Raw genomic sequence first — 22,999 nt, forward strand, 5'->3', positions numbered from 1 at the left:
ACGCGCGGGACAGGGAGCGCTGGTTCTTCATGCCCGTGCAACGCGCGCCGCCCAGGTCGGCTTACAGGGGGCGCGCGCTTCGACGCCCGCGCGCTCGCCGCCGCGAGCAGACCGACGGGCCGCTCGCCGAGCCGCTCCGGCGGCGCGCCGGCGATGCCCGAGGCGGCGGCGTGGCTCCCCCCCGGCAAGTTGTTCCACGCCGCGCCGGGTGCGCTATGGTCGTTCACGTGCTCACAATACCCAGCGATGAAGAGGCCCTCGGAGGTCTGCAGGGTGCCACGATCGGCAGCGACCTCTCGCCAAGCATCGGCTACCGGATCGTGTCGCGCGCCGGGGCCGGGACGATGTTCGTCTCGTTCTACGCGGTCCGCACCGCGCCCGAAGGCGAGACGCCCGTGGTCGTCAAGATCCTCCGGCCGTCGCTCTTCAGGCAGATGGGTCCGTCGGCGGCCGTCATCGTGAAGAAAGAGGCGGTGTCCCTCGGCCGCCTCAACGAGCAGGTCCCTCCGACCCCCTTCGTGGTCCGGCTCATCGACACCGGCACGTTCGAGGTCCGCCGCGGCACGAAGGCGCTCAACCTCCCCTGGATCACCATCGAGTACGTGCACGGCGGCGTGCAGGGCGTGACGCTCCGGCAGCGGGTGCAGGGGACCATCCAGGCCACGGGCCACGCGTTCGATCCGGCGCGCGCGACGCGCGCCATCGAGTGCATCACGAGCGGGCTGTCGGCGGTGCACGACGTCGGCGTCGTCCACCGGCAGCTCACGCCGGAGAGCATCCTCTGCTGCGGCTCCGGCGACGACGAGCTGTTCAAGATCAGCGACTTCGGCATGGCGCGGCCGCGCGGCATCCGCGAGACGATCATGGCCGGCGTCGTCGGCAACGCCGGGGTCGCGCCGCCGGAGATGCTGTCCGCCGATCCGAGCACGATCGGCCCGTGGACCGACATCTTCAACCTCGCGTCCGTCATCTTCTTCCTGCTGACGGGCGAGGAGTACATCATCGCGGAGTCGCAGGCGCAGGCGCTCATGGCCGCCATGGCGCGCACGCGCCGGAGCATCGTCGAGACGCGGTGGCTCCACCCGGCGCTGCGCGGCAACGACCAGGCGTGCAAGTCGATCGACTTCGCGCTCCGCTGGGCGTCCACCGGCGAGGCCCAGGAGCGCCTCCAGGAGGCGGTGGCCGTGGCCGCGATGCTCTCGCCGTACCTCCGCCCCGCGTCGCCGATCTCCGCGCTGGAGCAGCGGATCGTGGCGAGCGCGGGGGAGCAGCGCGTGCGCGCCGCGGAGGAGGTCGGTCCGATGACCGTCCCGTCCACGCACATGAACGCGCCGGTGCAGCTCAAGGGGGAGCTCGGCCAGACGCTGCTGTCGCCGCGAAACGCCAAGGCCGCCGAGCGCCCGAGCCAGGACCGCCCGATCGAGGCCGAGATCATCAGCGCGCCCCCGCGCGCCTCACGGGAGCCCGCGCCGCGCCTGTCGGCGGTCGTCGAGCGCTGGACGTGGAGCGTGCTCCACCACCCGAGCCTCGATTCGGTCATCCGGAGCGTGGCCTGGGACGGCTATGGCCGGTGCCTCGCGGCGGCCACGGGGGGGCTGCTCTTCTGGAACGGGACGAGCTGGAGCGAGGCGTCGTCCGGCGGCCTCCCGAGCCCGCAGGGCGTGCGCTTCGTGCACCGGATCGGGCCCGGCCGGTGGCTCATCGGCGGCGACGCCTCGACGCTCGCCGTGTACACGACGGGCGGCGTGACGGGCGTCTTCCAGCTGCCGGGAGAGCCGCAGAGCCACGTCGCGCTGAGCGGCGACCTCGAGGACATGGGCATCCTCGTCTCGACGACGCCGAACGATCCGCGGCCGCTCCTCCACGCGTTCATCGCCAAGCGCTGGCTGCGGCCGATGCCGGCCGACGGCGTCGCGCTCCTCGCCGCGGTCGCGCGCGTCGAGGACGAGCGGTGGCTGGTCGTCGGCCGCTCGACCAAGGGCGAGGGGCTGGTCGCGCTCTACGCGCCGCTCGACTGGCACCTGGAGCGCATCCCGGCGCCGCCGGCGCGCGCGTTCGTCGCGTGCGCCGGGCGGCCCGATCTCGGCGTGGGCATCGCCGTCGGCGCGGAGGGCAGCGTCGTCTGGCGGTACGGGCAGAGCGTCTTCACGGAGATCATCGAGCCGCGGCGCGCCCTGTCGGCCGCGACGATCGACGCGGAGGGGCGCGCCTGGGCGGGCAGCGCGGGGCGCATCTGGGTGCGGCGCGGCGGCATCCCGCCCATGGCCGGGGTGTGGGAGTGCGTCTGGGAGAACGACGCCTGGGTCGGCCCGGTGGTGTCGCTGTTCGTCGACGGCGAGGTGGTCGTCGCCATCACCGCGGACGGCGGGATCATCGAGGGCCGCGTCACCGGCTGACGAGCCCGGTGAGCCGCCGCGGCTACAGGGCGGCCGCCGGCGCGCGGTACCTGCCCACGACGATCGTGATGTCGTCGTCCGGGCTGGGGCACCAGCCGTCGACCTCCCGCAGGATCCGGTCGCGGATGTCGTCGACCGGCGCGTCCTGGGCGGCCTCGACGGTGGCGCAGAGCCGCGAGAGCCCGAACTGCTCCCGGTGCGCGTTGCGCGCCTCCGTCACCCCGTCGCTGTAGAGCACGAGCAGGTCGCCGTCCTCGAGGACGAGCTCGGCGTCCCTGGTCATCGCGTCGATGGACGGCAGGACGCCGACCCACACGCCGGAGCTCGGGATGCACTCGCTCCTCCGCGTCCTCGCGCGGCACACGAGGATGTCATCGTGCGCGCCCGCGAACGTCACCCGCCCGTCGCGCTCGTAGCGCAGCAGCAGCAGGGTCGCGTGCTCGTCGCGCTTCAGCCGGTCGCGGATGTTGTCGTAGATCGCCCGGTTGAGCGCCGAGACGACCTCGCCCGGGCGGGCGCGCGGATCCCTGCGCGTCATGGCCGCGACCATGCTCTGGATCATCAACATGACGAGGCCCGCCACGAGCCCGTGCCCCGCGACGTCGCCGATCCCGAGCCACCCGCCGTCCCGGGTGGGGAGCACGTCGTAGTAGTCGCCGCCGACCTCCGCGGCCGGCCGCATCATCGCGGAGAGATCGAGCCCCTCCACATGCAGGTGCGCCGGGACGAGCGTGGTCTGGATGTGCTTCGCGACCAGGGTCTCCTGGTGGACCCTCTCCTGCTCCAGCCGCTCGCGCACCTCCACGTGCCGGACGATCTCCCGGTGCATCGACACCGCCTTCATCGCGGAGCCGATCTGGAGGCGCGCCGCGTCGTAGACCATCTCGTTCGCGCCGCTGTTGACGAGCGCGACGCCGTAGTTCTCCGTCTCGCCGAACGTGAGCGGCATCGCGACGACGCTCCAGCGCTCCGACGAGCTCAGGAATCCGGGCGGCGCGAGGCGCGAGGACGCGAAGCTCGCGGGCGGCGGCTCCACCTCGCGGCTGTTCTCCATCAGAAAGAGCGACTGCAGGGTGGCGCCCTGGGGATCGTCGAAGAGCGATATGGCGACGTGCGTGAGATCCAGCTTCGGCAGCTCCGCCGCGAGCGTGCGCCGGAGCGTGGGCATGCCGAGGCAGGTCGAGAAGAACATGCCCGTCCAGCTGAGGTTGACCGACGCGCGCTCCAGGTACAGCCGCTTCTCGCCCTCGGCGCGGATGGAGGCGTGGCTGATCAGGATGCGGCACGTGTGCCAGAGCCGCTCGAGGCGGTCCTCGGAGGCGCCGCCGGGCGCCCGGCCGATCTTCGAGCGGAGCAGCGTGATCGCGCCCTGGAACTGGTCGAGGGCGACGCCCTCGCGCCCCGCCGCGTCGAGGAGGTCCTGGAGCGCCGTCAGGAAGCGGCCCTCCCGCCCGCTCAGCTCCTCCTCGAGCGCGGAGAGCAGCTCCCGGGGCCAGGCCTCGCGCGACGCCGCCGGGACGGTCACGCACCGCGCGAGCGCGCGCTCCAGCGGCTCCCGCTGCGCGGCGATGGAGAGCGGCTCGCGGCGCGGAGGCGCCGCGGTCGCGCGCGGGAGGGCAGCGTAGTAGCCGCAGCCGCACGACTCGCGCCGCGTGAGCTCGACGGGAAGGAGGCTGCACTCCGGCACGCGCTCGCCGCGGAGCTGGCGCACGACCGTCTCGACGGCGAGCGCCCCGAGCTCCTTGATCGGGTGGCGGACGGTCGTCAACGACGGCCTGGTGACGCGCGAGACGGCGACGTCATCGAACCCGCACACGAGGACGTCGCCAGGGACGTCGATGCCGTGCGCCTTCAGCGTGTCCATCGCGCCGAGGGCCATGTTGTCGTTGCCGGCGACGACGGCATCGAACTGGACCCTGCGCCCGAGGAGCTCGCGCATCGCGCGGCGGCCGCCGTCGATCAGAAAGTCGCCGTACACGAAGAGGCGCTCGTCATAGGGGAGCGCGCGCGCCTCGAGGGCCCTCCGGTACGCCACGGCGCGCAGCTTCGCCTCCTCGTTGTTGGCCGGTCCGCTGATGTAGGCGACGCGCTTGCACGCGTGGTCGTCGAGCACGTGCGCGACCGCCGCCTCCCCCCCGACCGCGTTGTCGACGATGACGCTCGGGATGCCGTCCAGCGCGAGCCCCACGCTGCACACGGGCAAGGGCGCGAGCGATCGGCAGAACTCGCGCGCTCCGTCGGGGCCGACGTGGTTCGTGAGCGCCGACGACATGATCACCGCCCCATCGACCGTCGTCGCGCCGATGAGCGAATAGATCCCGCCCCGGGCGTCCAGCGTGTAGCCCTGGCGGGCGCGCGTCTCGCCGAAGGCCACGATGAGGTTGACGTCGTGCGCCTCGGCCGCGCGCTCGACCCCGAAGCGCGCCTCGGACTGGTACTCGCCGCAGAGGTAGTCGGTCAGGAGGGCGATCGTGTGGCGCTTCGCCGCCATGATCTATCGCTCCCCGTTCACTTGTCGTGGATGGAGACGAGGCCGGGGGACATGCGCTCCAGGGCCGCCAGGCTCCGCCGCTGCCACCCGAGCCTCGCGTCCGTGACGAACCGGATCTTGCAGCTGGGGCCCTGGCCGGTGACGCCGGAGATGAAGGCGATGAACGCCTTCAGGCAGCTGGAGTTCAGGAAGTACAGCGCGCGTATGTCGAACTCTACCGCTGCGAGCGAGAGGCGCCGGACCTCGTGCTGGACTTCCTTGCAATAGGCGCCGAGCGGGGCGGCCGCCGCCATGTCGCCCGTCCCGGTGAGCTTGATACTCAGGCGATCGCCGAGCAGCGCCGGCTCGATGCCGAAGCTGTCCGTGGTGATGCGATCAACCCTTAGGCTGTCCATTCATCCTCCACCGCTCGAGCGGCGCGTGCGCGATGATCGTGAGCTCGTTGCCCTCGATCTTGTAGTCGACGTCGAGCCCTCCCTCGGCGCGGACGCGCGCGAGGCCGAGGCCGGAGACGCCCTCGACCATCGCTGTCTCCGTGATGAGGTCGTCGTAGTGCTTCAGCGGGTCGCTCGCGGTCTTCAGGTCGAGCAGCCGCTTCTCGACCTCTCGCAGCCGCTCCGGCGACGCCTCGTTGCGCGCGCGGATCTTCATGATGTGCGACCGCTCGTCCTCCTCCAGCGCGAGCTCGAGGCTGACGCGAGGGCCGGTGGAGTATTTGGTGATGTTCTCGGCGAGCTCGTGCGCGGCCATGTAGAACCGCGAGCTCACATTCGCGTCGTCCAGCACGGCGCCGCAGAAGCTGGACACCAGCCGCAGCACCGCCGTCGCCAGGCGCTCGCTCGGAAAGAAGGTGATGCAGAGGAATAGCGAGGCGCTCTGCGTCGGTTCGGGGGATGACACAATCTGTTATGTTACGCCGCCCTCGCGCAGGATCCAACCACTAGTTCCGCTGGCGGCGCGCCTTCTTGCTCCCCTCTCGTGAGAGCGTGAGCGCGGGCGACGAGCGCGGAACAAGCAGGGCACCCGGAGCGAGCTCCGCCATCGCGCCTCCGATGTGATGCGGTTCTCACCTCGGAATGTGATGCGCTTCGCAGTTCGCGCGACGAGCGCGCTTTCCTCCAGGGCATAACGCGACGCGTCGCCCGCGGCGGAGTGGCATGCTCGTTGATGACGAACGTGGCGTCCATCGGTGCTCAGGTGTGTCCATGGATCCGGTGCGGCCACCGCGCGGCTCGCGCACATGCGCCTTCACCTGAGGGAAACATCCGGCCGGGCGACCCAGCAAGGAGGGTATTGCTGTATGGAACAACGATGCTTCTCGCTCGGGCCGCCCTGGCCACTCGGGCCGTCGCGCCGCCGCCCACGTCGCTTGGCGGCGATGACGGGCGTCCCTTTTCTCGTGATGCGCGGCGTCCTGGCCGGCGCCGCTGCAGCGGCGGCGATCGGCTGCAGCACCGCGCCCGGGACGGAGGGCGAGCCCGGGCGCCCCTCCGGCGCGATTCCCGGCGTCGGAGAGGGGGATTCGGCGGAGCTCGGAGCGGGCTCGGCGGCGCTGTCGAGCGATGGTGCGGTGTGCGTCACCATCCAGCGTGGAACGCTCGGCACGGTGAGAGACGCGACACTGTGGCAAAACGCTCCGGGGTGGAACGACTCCGCATCTCCGAACCTCTCGACGGGGTGGGCCGCGGGCGCCGGCCGCCGCCGGTCTGTCGTGTACTTCGGGCTCTCTCCCGTGCCCGTCGGCGCGACGGTCCTCTCTGCCTCGCTGGTCTTCCATCAGACGTACGCGGTGGAGAGCAGCGCTGTGAGCGTACACCGCGTCACGGTGCCGTGGGACGAGCGCACCGTCACCTGGTGGAGCATCGGGGACAGCGGTTTTGAAGGCGAGAGCGCGGCGACCCTCGCGGCCGAGGCCGGCGTCGGAGCTCGCGCGACGGACGTGTCGGCGCTCGTGCAGTCGTGGGCGCTCGGGACGGCGCGGAACGACGGCTTGCTGCTCGACGAGGAGCGCGCGCACACGACCTACCTGAGGAGCAGCGAGATCGGCAGCGCGCAGGAGCGCCCGAGGCTCGACGTCTGTTACGTGACCTGCTCGGACGGGGTGATGAACGGCCTCGAGGTGGGCCTCGACTGCGGAGGGCCGCGCTGCGCTCCCTGCGCGGGCCCGGCGGCGGCCACGTCGAGCGCCGCCGCATCGAGCGCCGCCGCGTCGAGCGCCGCCGCGTCGAGCTCGACCGGCACGTCGAGCGCGGCGGACGATGATCCGTGCGCCGACGGGGCCGCGCTGCCGCCCGATCCGCTGCCGCCCGCGCGGCTCTCCCAGACCGGGCTCTACGCCGACATCACGACGCGATCGCGGGCAGCGGGCACGCGCGAGTTTCGTCCTGCTTACGAGCTCTGGTCGGACGGGGCGGCGAAGCGGCGCTTCGTGTACCTGCCGCCCTGCTCCACCGTCGACACGAGCGACATGGATCACTGGTCGCTGCCGGTGGGCGCGCGCTTCTGGAAGGAGTTCCGCGCGGAGGGCGTGGCCGTGGAGACGCGGTTCATCCACCGGTTCGGGCCGGGCATCGACGACTGGCTGTTCGCCGCGTACGCGTGGGATCCCGCGAGGAACGACGCGTTCCTCGTCGAGGCGGGCGTCGAGGACGCGCGCGGGACCGCGCACGACATCCCGCGGACCGCGGACTGCTGGGAGTGCCACGGAAAGCTCCCGGAGCGCGTCCTCGGCTTCAGCGCGCTGCAGCTGAGCCACGATGGACCGGGCGAGACGATGGCGTCCCTGAGCGACGCCGGGTGGCTCACCGTCCCGAGGCGGGGAGGGGTGCGCCCGCCGGGAGACGCCCGGGCGGCCGCCGCGCTCGGCTATCTCCATGCCAACTGCGGCAATTGCCACAACAGCACCGGCGTCGCGACCCTGCGGACACGCCTGCTCGCGGCGAACACCACGGTGGAGAGCACCGATACGTACACGACCGGCGTGGGCGTGACACCCAGCTTCTGGGAGCCCGGCGCGCACTACCGGATCACGCCGGGAGAGCCCGAGTCGAGCGCCGTCGTGCGGCGGATGGAGCACCGCGGCTCCAGGGCGCAGATGCCGCCGATCGCGTCGGACGCCGCCGACGCGGCGGGCCTGGCGGCTGTTCGCTCGTGGATCGAGGGCCTCGGGCCGCCGCCCGAGGCAGGGAGCGGCGGTGGCAGCGCGGGCGGCGCCGCAGGCGGCGCGAGCGTTGGCGCCAGCGGCACGAGCGCGAGCTCCGGCAGCGGTACCAGCGGCAGCGACGGCTCCGGCAGCGACGGCTCCGGCGCTGCGTGCGCCGGGGTGCCGCGCCTGAAGCTCACCCAAGTCGCGGCCGGCCTGGCGACACCCGTCTTCCTCGCGAGCCCGCCGGGCGACCGATCGAGGATGTTCGTCCTCGAAAAGGACGGCGTCGTCCGCCTGATCAAGGACGGTGTCCTCCGGTCCACCCCGTTCCTCGACATCCGCGGCGGGACATCGTGTCCGCCCTCGCCGCCCGCGAGCGCGAACCCGCTCGTGTGCGCGCCCAGCCCGACCGCGGAGGGCGGGCTGCTCGGGATGGCGTTTCACCCGGGCTACGCGGAGAATGGCAGGTTCTGGCTCTTCTACACCGCCGCGCCCAGGGGCAACGTCACGATCGCCGAGTTCCGCCGCTCGGCCTCGAACCCCGATGTCGCCGACACGTCGCCGGGGAGCGTGCCTGTCCGGACGCTCCTCGACGCGAGGCACGGCGGCTGGAACCACGTGGGCGGCACGCTCGCGTTCGGCCCCGACGGCTATCTCTACGCGTCCGTCGGCGATTCGGCCGTCACGCCGTATTCGGCCTCTCCGGCGAAGGATCTCTCGTCCCCGCTCGGCAAGATCCTGCGGATCGACGTGGACAGCGGGCTCGGCCCGCCAGGCAACCTCTCCGGCGCGGGCGTGAACCCGCTCGTCTGGGACTACGGACTGCGCAATCCATGGCGCATCAGCTTCGACCGGAGCACGGGGGATCTCTACATCGCCGACGTGGGACAGAACGCCTGGGAAGAGCTCGACATCGAGCCCGCGCGCACCGGGCGGCGCAATTACGGGTGGCCTGCGATGGAGGGCGACCACTGCGTCGCCGCCGGGTGCTCCCGCGTCGGCGTCGCGCCCGCCGTGGAGCACAGCCACTCGAGCGGCGAGGGCGGCTCGATCACGGGCGGCTACGTCTATCGCGGCTCGGCGATCCCGTGCCTCCGGGGAAGGTACGTTTACGGCGACTACGGGACGCACCGCTTCTGGACGCTGCGGTGGGACGGCTCGAGGGCGCGGGATCACGTCGAGATCACGGCGGACCTCGAGTCGCGCCTGCCCGCGGCCTCGTTCGGCGAGGACGCCGCGGGCGAGCTTTACGTCGTCATGCTGACCGGCGAGGTGTTCCGCGTCGATCCGAGGTGAAGGCCCCGCGCCCCGGCGGCGCTATCCCGCGAGCTGCCCGTCGCCCGCCCGGAGCTTCGCGAAGCGCGGGCGCCAGGCCCGGCTCTGGGCGAGCAGCGGCGCGGTGCGCGCGAGGAGCAGCGCCAGATCCTCGGGGCGGCCGGCGTCGACCAGGGCGCGCGCCCGCCAGTAGAGGAGCTCGACCCGCTGATCGGCGCTGAGGACGCCGCCCAGCTCGCCGGGCGGCTCCCCCTCCTCGCGCGCCGTCGCCCGCGTGCGCGTGCTCTCCATGCCGGACCTCGGGTCCTTCACGGCGAGCTGCATGACGCCGAGGAGAGCCTGGGCGTACGGCGGCAGATCCGCGACCGCCCCCTGCGCCCTGAGCCACCGGAGCTGCCGGCTCGCGTCCGCGTGCTCGTCGCGCATCGCGTGGATCCGCGCGAGCAGGAGCGCGCTCCTGTAGGCCGGCCTGTCCTTGAGCTGCTCGTCGAGCGAGCGCGCCTGCCGCACCAGGGGCAGCGCCTCGTCCTCGTGCCCCCAGAGGTAGAGCAGCTCCGCGAGCTTGATCGTCGCGTCGCGCTCCGCCAGGGCGCTGGCCTCCTCGCGGGCCAGCTGGACCGCGCGCCGGAGGTCCGCCATCGCGCGATCCGGGGCGTCGAGCGCCGGCCAGAGCTCCGCGCGGCGGACGAGCGCCGCGCAGAGGTGGGCCCGGTCGCCGCGCTCCTCGCAGCTGCGCACGGCGTCGTCGAAGCGCCGCTCCGCCTCCTCGAGCTGGCCGGACCGCGCGAGCACGCAGGCGAGCAGCGTGAGCCCGGTCACGTGCGTGTCGTGATCGGCCTCGCGGACGCGCTCCACGCCGTGCGTGAGCCGCTCGAGGGCGTCGTCCAGGTTGCCCTTGCGAAACGCCGAGCGGCCGGCCGCGACCTCGAAGCGCGCGGCGAGCGCGGCGTCGGCGCGGCCCTCGCGGGCGTCGAGCAGCGGGATCACCTCCTCGACGCGCGCCGCCGACTCCTCCCAGGCGCCCGCCCAGTCGAGCGCGGTCGCCTCCTCGAGCAGCGCCTCCGCGATCATCCGCGGGTCCTTCATCGTCCGGGCCAGCGCCCCCGCGGAGCGGAGATCGTCGAGCGCCTCGCCGGTGCGCAGGACGCGGTAGCGCACGCGCGCGCGGCCGAGGAGCGCGAGGTACCGCTGGCGCTGATCGTCGCCGTCGGCCCAGAGGAGCGCGGACGCGTAGTGGCCCTCCGCCACCGCGTTGTTGTGCTGGTCGCGCTGGAGATCGCCGAGGAGCAGGTACGCGTGCGCCGCGCGCGCGCGCGCCCCGGCGGCCGCGGCGTGGCGCGCGATCGGCTCGAGCAGATCCGGCGCCCTCGGCCGGGCCTCGGCCATGAGCTCCCAGACGGCGAGCGCGTGCCGGTGCATCGCCGCGCGCTGGTCCTCCGCGAGCAGCGCGTAGATGGCCTCCTGCAAGAGCGCGCTCCGGAAGGCGTAGCTGGCGCCGCCGCAGAGGGTGCCCTCGCCGTGCGCGGCGCCGTGCGCGCCGCGGGGGACGAGGAGCCCCCGCGCCACGAGCGCGCGCAGGGCGCTCGGGACATCGACGTGGTCGACGCTCGCCGCCGCCGCGTCCTCGCGCTCGCCCTCGCGTTCGAGCGCGCGTTGCACGCTCGCCGCCACGTCCTCCGAGAGCTCGAAGCCGAGCACCGCGCAGAGCCTCGCGCACGCGGCGAGCTCCGGCGGGAGCGCCTCCAGCTGCCCCGCGGCGAACCACTGCCACGCGGGCGACGGCGGGAGCCTCTCCAGCTCGGCGGTCGCGAGCTGGTGGCCGCTCGATCTCGCCCGCAGCCGCACGAGGCCCGCGCGCTTGATCGCCCGGGTGAGCTCCACGAGGGCGCGGGGGTTGTAGCCGGCCCACGCGCAGATGCGCCGGAGCGTCGCGCTCGGCGGAGGCTCCGCGGGCCGGAGGAGCTCCGCGCAGAGCAGGAGCCCCGCGGCGTCGTCGAGCGGCGGGAGCGCGACGTGATCGCGCGCGTGGCCGCGGGCGCTCAGCGCGTGGCGCCGCGCCGCCAGCGCGGGCGTGCCGGCGAGCAGCACCCAGAGCGAGACCGACGCCTCGCGCCGCGTCGCGAGGTCGAGCGCGTCGAGCGTGGCGCTGTCGGCGAGGTGCGCGTCGTCGACGATCACGACGACGGGCCGCTCCATCGCCCTCCGGCGGAGCCCCTCGGCGAGCGCCCGGATCACGCTCCCGCGGCGCGGCGGCGGCCGGCCTGCGGAGCCGCCCGGCCAGCCGAGGATCGCGGCCACGGCGGGCCACACCTCGCCGCCGAGCGGCTCTCCGAGCCGCTCGACGCAGAACGCGCGCGGGTCGCCCGGCGCCGCGAGGGCGCCGTCCCTCGCGCCGAGCACCTCGGCGAGCAAGGCGGCCGCGGTCCGGCCGTAGCCGCCCCCGGGGCGCGCGCCGAGCTCCGGCTCGGCGCGCAGCGAGATCACGAGCGCGCCGGGGTGCGCGCGCCGGCTGCTCTCGGCGATCTCCTCGGCGAGGCGCGACTTGCCGGCGCCGCGCTCGCCGATCAGCGCGCAGAGGCCGGGCCCGAGGCCCGCGAGCGCGCGCTCGCGGCTCTCCTCGGCGGCGCTCTGGGCCTCGCCGCGCCCGACGAGCGGCGGCGCGGCGCGCGCCGCGCCGCGATGGCCCGAGGGCGGGGGCGCGTCCGGGGCGAAGAAGTAGCGGCCGTCCTCGCTCGCCGCGGCGACGTCGAACCCGGCGTGGGCGGTGACGAGCTCGGCGCTGAGCGCGATGCCGCGCCACGGATCCGAGGGCAGCCACGACTCGGGCCGCTCCACGGCGATGCCCGCGGCGTGGACGCCCTCGCCGTCGCGGCGGAGCTTCAACGGCGCGACGTGGATCGCGAGGGGCGCGCCGACCGAGGCGACGATCTCCCGCCCCGCGAGGAGCGCGCGCTCCGCGGCCGCCTCTTTCGGGCCGGGGAAGATCGCGACGAAGCGGTAGCCGCGCTGCCGCGCGAGGTGCCCGCCGTGGCGGGCCACGGCGGCGCGGACCTCGGCCTCGGCGCCGCGGGCCTCCAGGGCGAGCACCACCGTGTCGTGCCGGTCCGTGGAGCCGGTGGCGGCGTCGTCTCCCGCGATCGCCGCGGCGCCGGCGGCGCCGCCGGTCAGGGCGAGCGCCTCGGCGCCCGCCGACGCGAGCGCGGCCCGCAGGCCCGCGGCGTCGGCCGGGCGGCGCGCGCGCTCCTTGGCGAGGCAGGCGAGGACGAGGGCCTCGATGGACGGCGGGACCGGGGCGATCTCGCTCGGCCTGGGGGGGAGCCGGCCGAGGTGCCCCTGCGCGACGTCCGCGGGATCGCCCGCGAACGGAGGGCGCAGCGTGAGCAGCTCGAAGAGGAGCGCGCCGAAGGCGTAGAGATCCGCGCGCGCGTCGAGCGGCTCGCCCCGGAGCCGCTCGGGCGACGCGACCTCGGGCGTCCCGAGCATGGCGCCCAGCGTGGTGAGCGCGCTGTCCGCCGGGTGGCAGACGACGCCGCGCTCGCGCTGCGTGAGGCCGAAGTCGAGGAGCCGCACGCCGCCGTCAGGCTCGAGGAAGACGTTCTCGGGCGCGAGATCCAGGTGGACCAGGCCGCGCTCGTGCACCACCTGGAGGCAGCTCAGCACGCCGAGCGCGACGTCGAGGGCGGAGCGCAGGTCGGGCGCGGCGGGCAGGCCCTCGAGGTGGGCCGCCAGCGTCTCGCCGCGGAGCCGCTCCATCGCGATGTACGCGCGGCCGTCCTCGAGCACGCCGTTCTGGAACAGGCGAGGCGAGGCCGGGGGACCGAGCTGCTCGAGGGCCCACGCCTCGCTGCGGAACCGCTCGCGCGCGAGCAGCGAGTGGGCCCTGCTGATCTTGAGCACGGCGGGAGCGCCGTCCTCCGACCGCGTCGCAGCCCAGAGGACCGAGAAGGCGCCCGCCGCGAGCGGCGAGCCGACGCGGAAGCCCGCGACGGACGGCGGCGTCTCGGCGTCGAGATCGACCGGCGCCGGGCGGGACGGCGCCGTGGCTCCGTCCGTCGAGCAGGAGGTGAGCACTGCGAGTCGGCGATGGCAGGAAGGGCAACGCGGCAAGAAGACCTCGGATGACCTCGGGTGGGGCCCGGCGCGATCCGTGACCGATATTACCGGTGTTGCGGGTTGTCACGAGCAGGAAAACCGCATTGCGCGACACCTCCTTATGCCCATGGCGAAAGTGGGTGCTCGGTCTGCTCGGTCACCCGCGACATCGTGGGTGTCGTGTCGACACCGGAGGACAGCGGCGTCCCTCGCGCTGCGCGAGAGGGATCGCGGCTGTTGTCCTCCGAGCAGCTGTGCGAGCGATCGGCAGGGGTGAATCTCCGTCGAACACCCACCTTCGGAGAGGCGGAGTCGGGGCCGCGCGTGACTGTCGCGCACGGACGTCGGCGGGGCTCGGCTGAGCCGCGCCGGTCCGCGAGCTGTGGTGTATGCTGTTCCGAGCGGTCGGAGGGCTGGATGATCCATCGACAGACGGGCGAGATCGAGCTCACATCCGGGCTTCGCATCGGGCCCTCGTACTCGGAAGCGCAGTTCTTGTCGTCGCCGCTCGCGCGGATGGCCAACGCCCTGAGCCAGACGCAGCCGTGGAGCGGATACCGGATGTCACGCCAGCGCATCGGCTTCAGGACCTTCCGCATCACCCTGCACTTCTGCAGCGGCAAGATCGCGTGGGTCGAGCTGTTCGAGGTGGGCGCCGAGTCGAAGGCGTTCTGGAACGACTGGTCCGAGAAGGAGGAGGCGGAGCGCAAGGCCAGCCACGACGCCTGGCTGACGTCGCTCCTCGGCGCGCCGCCGTACGAGTATCCCTGGGGAAAGATCACCTCCCAGCACGATCCGCGGGGCGGCTACAGCAGCATCGTCGTGCGCTTCGGCTAGCGCGCCGGGGCGCCGCAGCTCGATGCCGTCGCTGGTGCACGGGCCGGCGCCGCCCTCGGCGGGGCACCCCGGGGCGCCGCCGCCCTCGGCGTGGGATCCGGGGCGCTACAGCGCTCGCCGGTAGCGGATCTCCGGGAGGCTGCCGGCGCCGACCCGCGCCCACCGCCGCGCGCCGTCGCGGGTGAAGCCGGAGAGCTCGTAGAAGCGGCGCGCGCGGGTGTTCCCCTCGAGGACCCAGATCGTCATGGTCCTGTGGCGGCGCCGGGCCAGGTCGGCCTGCGCCGTGTCGAGCAGCGCGGCGCCTAGCCCGCGCCCCCACGCGGCGGGCAGGAGGTAGATCGTGTAGAGCTCGCCGACGTCGCCCGGGTCGTCGTCGTCGCGCGTCGGCCCGGCGCTCGCGAAGCCGAGCCCGGCGTCCTCGGCGCAGAGCACCCAGGTCCGCGTCCCGGTCGCGCCGTCGCGGCTCAGGATGCGCTGCCAGCTCACCTCGCGCGCCGGCACGGAGAGGGCGTTGAGATCGGCCGCCGGCACCAGGCCCAGGTAGGCCGCCTGCCAGGAGTCGACCTCGATGCGCGCGATGACGGCCGCGTCGGCCGGCCGCGCCCGGCGGATGACCGCCCCTGTGATCCGCTCTGACATGGTGTCTCGCACCCCAGGTTGGCTTTCGCCGCGGCGCCCCGCCGGCGCGCCGCCCGGCGCGCTCGCCCGCCGGAGGCGCCATCAAGCGGTCCCCGACGCCGCATTCATCATGATGCTCCATCCCTCGCCCGCGATCGTCCCCTAAGGTCCTTTTGTGCGCGATGACGCTGCCGAGCGCTGCAAACGGAACCGAAGGAGGGAACCATGCTGTGCAAGGAGATCATGAAGCAAGACATCCAGAGCGTCCTGGCCGACGACACCATCCAGACGGCCGCGTGCAAGATGCGCGACGCGAACATCGGCTTCCTTCCTGTCTGCGACAGCGCCGGGAGGGTGCTCGGGGCGCTGACGGACCGCGACCTCGCCATCCGGGTGCTGGCCCACAACCGGCCGCTGAGCACGAAGGCGGGCGACGTCATGACGCGCGGGGTGGTCGCGTGCCGGCCCGACGACGACGTGCAGCGCGCGGAGCAGCTGATGGGGCAGCACCACAAGTCGCGCGTCCTGTGCACCGAGGCGGACGGCCGCCTGGTCGGCATCATCAGCCTGTCGGATATCGCACAGAGCGAGGACGACAGGCACACCGCGCAGACCATCCGCCGGGTGACCGAGCGGGAGGCGGTGCAGCACGACAGCACGCGATAGCTCGCCGGGCGCTCGCCTGAGCGCCTCGCGACGCTTTACCCCGGCGCTTCGCCGCCGATCGCGCCTATCGCTTCGGCCGTGAGCAGGCGCGTCCTCCGGCCCGACGCGAGCGTGAGGTGCTGTCCCCAGCTCGTCTGGTGCGGCATGTCCCCCTCGACGAGCTCGCTCGCCCGGATCTCGAAGCCCGCCGCGCGGTAGGCGGGGCGCAGCGTGTCATCGACCCACGCGTCCGAGAGCTCGGGGAGCCCGAGCCGCGCCGCGTAGGGCCGGTCGTCGAAGACGCTCTGGTTGAGCAGCGCGATGAGCTCCCCGCCCGGTCGGACGAGCCGGCGCAGCGCCTCGAGCACCGGCGCCTCGGGCAGCACGAGGGCCGAGAGCAGCGAGGCCCAGGGGAAATTGAGGGTGAGGGTGTGGGCGAGCCCGGTGAGCTCCTCGGGCAGCGCCTGCACGGACGCGACGACGAAGAGCGCGTTCGGCCGGCCGCCCCGGGTGACCTTGCGGCTGGCGCGCCACGACACCTCGCGCATCCGCTCCCCCGCGGGGTCGACGCCGATGCAGTACGTATCGGCGTTGGCGCCGGCCGAGCGGTACACGAAGCGGCCGTCGCCCGTGCCGACGTCGATGAGGACGCGCGCGTGGCCGGCGAGCTTCGCCTCGAGGTCCGCGCGCGTCCACGTGACGGACGTCTTCCCGAGCTGCACGATCATCGTCGCCTCGAGCGCCGCTCTCCCCGGTTCCTCGCTCAGCCGGGGGCGCCCCCGCCCCCCGGGCGGCGCCCCTCGGCGCTCGCCGCCGCCAGCTCCCGGCAGGCGATCGCCCGCGCGAGGTCGTCGCTCGCCTCGCGGAGCATCCGGACCAGCATCGGCAGCCGCGGCGCCGCCGGCGCGCCGTCCGGGGCCCGCCCGAGCGCCGCGGTCCGCGCCTCCGCGCGGGCGACGAGGTCCCGCTCGACGCGGTACGAGGGGAACAGATGCGTGAAATACGCGGACGCGAGCTCGTGCGTCCGCGTCTCGAAGACCTGCTGCACCCGCTCGAAGAACGCCTGCGCGTACGGCTCGAGCAGCGCGCGCTGGAACGACCAGTTGAAGCCCGACATCGCCGCGCTGGTGAGGTGCAGCGAGCCGTACCCGTCCTCGTGGAAGCGCGCCCACGCCGCGGCCTTCGCCGCCGGATCCGGGCGGGCCGTCTCGGCGCGAAGCGCGGCGCGCTGGCCGCGGTCCGACGGGTCGCGCTCGCGCTCGGCGGCGAGCCGCTCCTCCGCGCCCTCCATGCCGCGCGCGATCCACTTCACGGCGACCGTCCAGCGCATCTCCTGGTCGATCTCGAGGCCGTCCACCTCGATCTCGCCGTCCGCGAGGCGCGCGGCCAGCGCGAGATCCGGCGCGGAGTACGCCGCGTTGAAGAGCGCCCGCGCCCACACGATCTGCGCGTCGCCGCGGGGGGCCGACCGCAGGGCCGCGAGGGCGAGGCCGGTGAACGCGCTCGCCTCGGCCTCGCGCAGCGGATCCGGCACGTAGCGCGCGAGCGCCGTCACCGCGTTCGTGAGCACCGGGTCGACGAGCGAGAGGTCCGGCTCGGCGGGCAGCTTGTCCCTCACCAGCGCGAGGTACGCCGGGGAGGCGAGCTTCTGGTCGCGCACCATGCTCCAGAGCGACGACCAGAGCAGCGTGCGCAGGAGCGGATCCTCCACGCGGCCCATGTGCTCGCGCACGAACGCGAGCGAGGCCGGGTCGAGCGCGATCTTCGCGAACGTGAGGTCGTTGTGGTTGGGGAACACGAGGAGCGGCGCCCGCTGCCCCCGCGCGGCCGCGACCTCGGTCGCCGCGCCGTCGATCTCCGCGGGCACCGAGTCGACGACGAGCGCGCCGTTCTCCTCGCGCGCGAGCGCGACGTCGATGCGGTGCGGCCGGAGGGTCGGGTAGTCGGCGGGCGCCGTCTGCAGCACGCGGAGCCGGCCGATGCGGTCGCCGTCGGGCTCCCACTCGGCCGTCAGCGTGTTGAGGGACGCCTGCTCGAGCCAGAGGCGCGACCACGCGCCGAGGTCGCGGCCGGAGCCCTCCTCCAGCGCGGACAGGAACTCGCGCAGCGTCGCGTTGCCGTACTGGTAGCGCTTGAAGTACCGGCGCATCCCCTCGCGGAAGGCCGGGAGGCCGATCGCCGCGACGAGCTGCTTCATCGCGGCGGCGCCCTTGCCGTACGTGATGCCGTCGAAGTTCAGGAACGTGTGCTCCGTGTCGGCGAGCTCCCCGGCGATGGGGTGCGTCGTCACGAGCTGGTCCTGCCGGTAGGCCCAGCTCTTCATGACGTTGAACGCCTTCCACACGGCCGGCTGGAACCGGGTCGCCTGTTCCATCGCGAGGAAGGCCATGTACGTGGCGAAGCTCTCGTTCAGCCAGAGATCGTTCCACCACCGCATGGTCACGAGGTTGCCGAACCACATGTGGGCCATCTCGTGGAGGAGCACCTCCGCGCGCGTGAGGCGCTGGTGGTCCGTCGGCGGGTCCCGGAAGATCATGCGCTCGCTGTGGGTCACGGCGCCGACGTTCTCCATGGCGCCGGCGTTGAACTCCGGGACGAAGACCTGGTCGTACTTGCTGAAGGGGTAGGGGTAGTCGAAGAACTCCGGGTAGAAGTCGAAGCCCTGCTTCGTGATCGTGAAGAGCTCCTCGGCGTCGAGGTGCCTCGCGAGCGACCTGCGGCAGTAGAGCCCGAGGGGGATGCCGCGGTGCTCGTCGCGGACGCCGCTGTACGGGCCGGCGATCAGCGCGAAGATGTAGGTGCTGAACCGGGTCGTCTCCTCGAACACCCGCGTCGTGCGCCCGAGGCCGGAGCCGAACGTGCGCGCGACGCGGGCGTTGCCGATGACCTCCCAGTCCTCGGGCGCGGTGACGGAGAGCCGGTAGCTCGCCTTGATGTCCGGCTGATCGAAGCAGGGGAACACGCGGTGGGCGCTGAACGGCTCGAGGTCCGAGTAGACGTAGTCCTCGCCGTCCTCCGGGTCGCGGAAGTGATGGAAGCCGTCGCCGGTGTGATCGTAGTCGTTCTCGTAGACGACGCGCACGCGCGTCTCCGGGGCGAGCAGCCTCCCCGGGAGGAGGATGCGGCAGTCGGACCACGCGGGCTCGATCTCGACGCCGTTGATCTCGAGCCGCTCGATGCGCCCGCCGCGGAAGTCGATGAACGTGTCGCCGTGGCCGCGGACGTCGAAGTACGCGACCGCCTCGCCTCGGTAGCCGCTCTCGCCGCGCGAGAGGTCGAGCGAGAGCTCGTAGCGCGCGCTGCCGATGCGCGCGGCGCGCTCCTCGGCCTCTTTCTGGGTGAGCACGTCCCTTCCAGGGCCGCCGGTCTTCTCCGTCATGACGGCACACCGTAGGACGAACCGCCGGAGGGAGGCCAGCGATCTGCCGCGGTCGCGGTCGTGGCGCGGTCGGGCGACCGCGCCGCGTGTCCGGCTGCCGCGCGGCCGCGAGGCGCACGAGGGAGGCGCCTGCCAGGCGGCCGGGCGAGGGACGAGGGAGCGGACGACCGGGCGGATGGGCCGTCCTGCACGGGCGACGCACCGGGTCTGGACCCCTAGAAAACGCCAGATCGAGCGATTTTCAGGGCAATTTTGTGTCAGAGAACGCGTTCTCAGCGAAATTCTGTGCCCACAACCCCCGCCTGAGCCCTCCTCGTTGTGCCAGAGGGGGCCGGACCCTTCCGGACCGCAGAGCGGAGCGCGCGGGGTGCCGGAGCCCTCCGGGCGCAAGGCGCGCGAACGGGGGAGCGCGGCTCGGCGTGGCCTGGAGCGCCCTCGAGGGGTCGACGCCGTGCGTGTGCCGTGGTTCTGGCTGCGCGGGCTCGCTATGCTCGGATCATGCAGCGCGCGCCGACGTCCTGGGTGATCGACCCCGACGATCCGCGGGCCCCTCCGCAGGAGCTCTGGGACCGCATGACGCCGGAGGAACGGCAGCGCGTCCTCGATACCCTCCCGTCGGAGTTCGAGGTCTCCGAGGCGTGCCCTCCCGAGGGTGACTTCCACTTCAACCCGAAGGTGGCGGCCAGGGACGCGCTGGGCGGGTACTTCCAGCGCATCGGCCGGCGCGTGTACCTCGCATGCGAGCTGCCGGTGTACTACCCGGCCGAGCGGATGTTCGCGCCCGACGTCATCGCGGTGCTCGACGTCGAGGTGAAGGAACGCGCCCACTGGTCGGTGAGCGCCGAGGGCAAGGGGATCGACTTCGCGCTGGAGATCCTCTGGCGCGGGAAGAGCAAGAAGGACCTCGAGGACAACGCCACCCGCTACGCGTCGCTGGGCATCTCCGAGTACTTCGTGTTCGATCGCAGGCGAAGGCGGCTGCGCGGCTTCCGGCTCGCCGAGGGCAGCGCGCGGTACCAGCCGATCGTCCCGCAGGAGGGCCGGCTCGCGAGCACGGTGCTCGACCTCGACCTGAGCCTGGAGGGGGACCGGCTGCGCTTCTTCCACGGGTTGGCGCCGCTGCCGGAGACGCACGAGCTGCTCGCCCGGCTCGGCTCGATGGTGGGCGACCTCGAGGCGCGCATCGAGGAGACCGAGATGAGCCTCGACGAAGAGCGACGCCGCCTCGACGAAGAGCGGCGCCGCCTCGATGCAGAGCGGCAGCGCGCCGACGAGGCCGAGCGGCGGCTGGCCGAGGCCCTGGCCGAGCTGGAGCGCATCAAGCGCGAGCGCGGCTGAGCGCACGCCGGAGGCGCGCGGCTCCCCCTGGTCCCAGCCGATCTCGGCTCAGGGCGCCGGAGGGCTGCGGCGCCACACGAGCGCGGCGGCGATCCCCGCGAGCGCGAAGGCCGCCTGGAGGAGGTGGACGAGCAACGAGATCGCGACGGCGGAGCTCGCGGTGAGGCCGAGCAGCGAGGCGGCGAGCGTGAAGGCCCCGTCGGTGGCGCCGATCTGGCCCGGGATGAGGTCGCCGGCGGCCGTGCCGGCGGCGCCCACGCCGTACGCGGCGAGCGCGCGGAGGGGGCCGCTCTCGGCGCCGACGACGGCGAGCAGCACGCCGTACTGCACCGCCTGGAGCGCGCGGCCCGCGAGGCAGGCGGCGAACGGCCAGGCCGGGACGGGCGGGCGCTCGTGGACGGCCTCCTGGAAGGCGGCGGCGAGCTGACCGGCGCGGGCGAACCGCCGGGTGATCCACGCCGAGGCGGCGCGCTGCCGCGCGGCGAAGGCGACGCCGAGGCCGCTCGCGACCAGGAGGGCGGCGTGCGCGAGCACGCCGAGGGCGAGCGGAGAGGCGCCGCCGATGTGGAAGAGGGCGATGGCCGCGAGGAGCGACAGCGGGGCCGAGGACAGGAGCGCGAGCGACTGGTTCGCCGTGGCGATCGCGGCCGCGCGCGCGGCGCCAACGTGGGGGGAGAGCAGCGCGGCCTTGACCGCCTCGCCCGCGGGGCGGCCGGCCGGCATCAGCGTGATGACAGGGTAGGTGACGACGTGGATGCGAAGGAGCTCTGCAATCGGGACACGCCGCGGCGCGCAGAGCACGCCGGTCGCGAGCGCCTCGCAGCCGATGCGGGCCGCCTCCAGCGCGATCAGGAAAGGCAAGAACGGCGCGGCGCGGGTCACCGCGGCGAGCATCTCCGCCGCGCCGACGTGGCGGATGAGCGCGGCCAGGGCGGCCAGGCCGAGGCCGCCGAGCGCCGCGTGGAGCAGCGCCTTTCGCCGCGCGCGGCGGGCGGCGGGCGCGTCCGGGGCGGCGGGTAGAGCGGCAGGGACGCGCGCGTCGCCGCCGGGCGCGGGCCTGGGATCGCTTCCGGCGCATTCCTCTGCCGCTCGGGCCGGAGGCAAGAGAGCCATGGGAAGGGGAGGTGCTGCGAGGAGCGTGCCGGCGCCGTGTGGGTGCAGCGTGCGCACGCGGCGGTGAGCTGCCTCGCGGAGCGCGCGCGCCGTGGGCATGCAGCGCGCGCACGCGGCGGTGAGCTGCCTCGCGGAGCGCGCGCGCCGTGGGCATGCGGCGCGCACGCGGCGGTGAGGTATCTCGCAGAGCGCAGAAGCTCGGAGCGCGCAGCGCGCGCACGCGGCGGGATGCCACGCGGAGCGCGGGCGAGCCGAGAGGCGAGATGTCAGGCACAGATCGTCCTCGTCCCTCAAAGGCCACCCGAGGTAGGTGGGGTATCAACGGAGTTGACTTCCTTGAACAACCACAAGCTTCATGGCGGGAATTTTACAGGTCCTGGTCCGAGGGCCGTGGTCGCGCTGCTGGTCGCCCTCTCGACGGGCGCTCTGGTCGCGTGTGGCTGGGCCCCGGTCGACGGTGTGCCGGCGAACCATGCGCCGGTCGACGGCGGGTCGGGCGGCGGCGGGTCGGGCGGCGGCGGGGACACCACCCCTCCCGAGATCCCGCCGGCTGCGCCGGGCGTCATCGCGCAGCGCCTGACCAGGCTCCTCTGGAGGGACGAGGCGCTGGCCGGCGAGATCAGCGCGCGGCTGCGCGCCCCGGTGCAGGCGCGCGCCGTCCAGGAGCTGGCGCGCGAGATGCTCCAGGATCCGCGCGCAAGGAGCGGCGTCGGGCGCTTCTTCGGCTGGTGGCTGCGCTCGAAGCTGCTCCTGGGCTTCACCCCCGAAGGCGAGCCTGTCGACGATCCGCTGCTCGCGTCGATGCGCAAGGAGGTCGAGGCCTACGGGAGCGCGGTCGTCCTCGACGAGGACGGCACCCTGGATACACTGATGTTCGCCCCGTACACCTTCGTCGACGCGCGCCTCGCGGAGCACTACGGGATGAGCGGCGTCGAGGGCGAGGAGCCCACGCGCGTGCCGTACGGCTCCCCGAACCGGATGGGGCTCTTCACCAGCGCCTCGGTGATGCGGACGTTCAGCAGCGCTTACCCGGTCACCTGGCCCGTGAGGCGAGGCTGGCTCGTCCGCTCCGCGCTCCTCTGCACGGCGCTCCCCGACATGTCGCCGCCCGAGGAGCCCGCGCTGGGGCGCTCGATCCGCCGGCAGATGATCGAGCTGACCGCTCCGGCGTCGTGCGCCACGTGCCACGGCGAGCTGAACCCGCCGGGGTTCGCCTTTCTCCGGTTCGACAGCATGGGCCGCGAGCTCGCGGACGACGGCGGCGAGCCGTTCGACACCTCCGGATGGATCACCGGCGTACCCGGCGAGCCGAGGTACGGAGATGTCCGCGAGCTGCTCGAGATCTTGAAGGAGCTCCCGGAGGTCCACGGGTGCATCGCGAGTCTCCTGATGCACTACGCGACCGATCCTCTCTCTCACCCCAACGCGGTTGTCCCGGAGGCGCTGGCGCCGCGCGTCGCCTCGCTGGCAGCGGCCTTCGGCCGGTCGGGGCGCAACCTGCGCGAGCTGCTCCTCTCGGTGGTGGGGACCCCCGAGTTTCTCGGCGAGCAGGAGCTCACGTGGGGACCTCCGGACGAGCAGCCGTGAGCGCCCCCGGGCGGTCGTGGACGCGACCGCTCTCCTGGCGCCCTTGGCCTCTCGGCGGCTCTGATCCCTCCTGCCTCGCCTCC

14 protein-coding genes are annotated in these 22,999 nt (G+C 73.6%); 6 read left to right on the forward strand and 8 right to left on the reverse strand.

The annotated features are described in order from the left end of the window. Positions 1 to 227 precede the first annotated feature (227 nt). Positions 228 to 2,396: a serine/threonine protein kinase gene (locus WMF11_RS13000; protein WP_437977710.1), complete on the forward strand. Its 2,169-nt coding sequence runs from the start codon at positions 228 to 230 to the stop codon at positions 2,394 to 2,396. Positions 2,397 to 2,418: 22 nt separating this feature from the next. Here WMF11_RS13000 and WMF11_RS13005 read toward each other — a convergent pair whose 3' ends face one another. Genes WMF11_RS13005 through WMF11_RS13015 form a run of 3 tightly spaced genes read right to left on the reverse strand, consistent with a single transcriptional unit; the run spans position 2,419 to position 5,787 of the window. Further along, positions 2,419 to 4,887 carry a SpoIIE family protein phosphatase gene (locus WMF11_RS13005; protein ID WP_437977711.1) on the reverse strand — a complete coding sequence of 823 codons (2,469 nt, stop codon included), beginning with the start codon at positions 4,885 to 4,887 and terminating at the stop codon, positions 2,419 to 2,421. 17 nt (positions 4,888 to 4,904) lie between these two features. Beyond that, a complete protein-coding gene (locus tag WMF11_RS13010; RefSeq protein WP_012234954.1) occupies positions 4,905 to 5,282 on the reverse strand; it encodes a hypothetical protein in 378 nt (125 codons plus the stop codon). Then, positions 5,263 to 5,787, reverse strand: coding sequence for a hypothetical protein (locus WMF11_RS13015; protein WP_044964684.1), 525 nt, complete (start codon positions 5,785 to 5,787; stop codon positions 5,263 to 5,265). The genes WMF11_RS13010 and WMF11_RS13015 overlap by 20 nt, the downstream gene beginning before the upstream one ends. 478 nt (positions 5,788 to 6,265) lie before the next feature. On the opposite strand from WMF11_RS13015, the gene WMF11_RS13020 reads away from it, so the two are divergent. Then, on the forward strand, positions 6,266 to 9,328 hold the full coding sequence (locus WMF11_RS13020; RefSeq protein WP_437977712.1) for a PQQ-dependent sugar dehydrogenase: 3,063 nt from the start codon (positions 6,266 to 6,268) through the stop codon (positions 9,326 to 9,328). A gap of 21 nt (positions 9,329 to 9,349) precedes the next feature. On the opposite strand, the gene WMF11_RS13025 is transcribed toward WMF11_RS13020, so the two are convergent. After that, positions 9,350 to 13,378 (reverse strand): serine/threonine-protein kinase, encoded by a 4,029-nt coding sequence (locus WMF11_RS13025; protein ID WP_437977713.1) that lies wholly within the window; start codon positions 13,376 to 13,378, stop codon positions 9,350 to 9,352. Between the two features lie 438 nt (positions 13,379 to 13,816). On the opposite strand from WMF11_RS13025, the gene WMF11_RS13030 reads away from it, so the two are divergent. Beyond that, on the forward strand, positions 13,817 to 14,236 hold the full coding sequence (locus WMF11_RS13030) for a hypothetical protein (RefSeq protein ID WP_437977714.1): 420 nt from the start codon (positions 13,817 to 13,819) through the stop codon (positions 14,234 to 14,236). A 105-nt stretch (positions 14,237 to 14,341) separates the two neighbouring features. Here WMF11_RS13030 and WMF11_RS13035 read toward each other — a convergent pair whose 3' ends face one another. After that, positions 14,342 to 14,875: an N-acetyltransferase family protein gene (locus WMF11_RS13035; protein ID WP_437552137.1), complete on the reverse strand. Its 534-nt coding sequence runs from the start codon at positions 14,873 to 14,875 to the stop codon at positions 14,342 to 14,344. Positions 14,876 to 15,079: 204 nt separating this feature from the next. On the opposite strand from WMF11_RS13035, the gene WMF11_RS13040 reads away from it, so the two are divergent. After that, positions 15,080 to 15,520, forward strand: coding sequence for a CBS domain-containing protein (locus WMF11_RS13040; RefSeq protein WP_437717290.1), 441 nt, complete (start codon positions 15,080 to 15,082; stop codon positions 15,518 to 15,520). A 35-nt stretch (positions 15,521 to 15,555) separates the two neighbouring features. Here the strand turns inward: WMF11_RS13040 and WMF11_RS13045 are convergent, their stop codons facing one another. Next, positions 15,556 to 16,227, reverse strand: a complete 672-nt coding sequence (locus WMF11_RS13045) for a class I SAM-dependent methyltransferase (protein WP_437977715.1) — start codon at positions 16,225 to 16,227, stop codon at positions 15,556 to 15,558. A gap of 35 nt (positions 16,228 to 16,262) precedes the next feature. Further along, entirely contained in the window at positions 16,263 to 18,878 is a 2,616-nt protein-coding gene (pepN, locus tag WMF11_RS13050) for an aminopeptidase N (RefSeq protein WP_437977716.1), read from the reverse strand. A 498-nt stretch (positions 18,879 to 19,376) separates the two neighbouring features. On the opposite strand from pepN, the gene WMF11_RS13055 reads away from it, so the two are divergent. Then, positions 19,377 to 20,216: a Uma2 family endonuclease gene (locus tag WMF11_RS13055; protein ID WP_437977717.1), complete on the forward strand. Its 840-nt coding sequence runs from the start codon at positions 19,377 to 19,379 to the stop codon at positions 20,214 to 20,216. Positions 20,217 to 20,264: 48 nt separating this feature from the next. On the opposite strand, the gene WMF11_RS13060 is transcribed toward WMF11_RS13055, so the two are convergent. Then, positions 20,265 to 21,329, reverse strand: coding sequence for a lysylphosphatidylglycerol synthase domain-containing protein (locus WMF11_RS13060; RefSeq protein ID WP_437977718.1), 1,065 nt, complete (start codon positions 21,327 to 21,329; stop codon positions 20,265 to 20,267). 336 nt (positions 21,330 to 21,665) lie between these two features. On the opposite strand from WMF11_RS13060, the gene WMF11_RS13065 reads away from it, so the two are divergent. Further along, positions 21,666 to 22,916: a DUF1588 domain-containing protein gene (locus WMF11_RS13065; RefSeq protein ID WP_437977719.1), complete on the forward strand. Its 1,251-nt coding sequence runs from the start codon at positions 21,666 to 21,668 to the stop codon at positions 22,914 to 22,916. Positions 22,917 to 22,999 lie beyond the last annotated feature (83 nt).

Origin of the sequence: Sorangium sp. So ce295 (assembly GCF_051527405.1) — a bacterium.
In the GTDB taxonomy this organism is placed as follows: domain Bacteria; phylum Myxococcota_A; class Polyangia; order Polyangiales; family Polyangiaceae; genus Sorangium; species Sorangium cellulosum_B.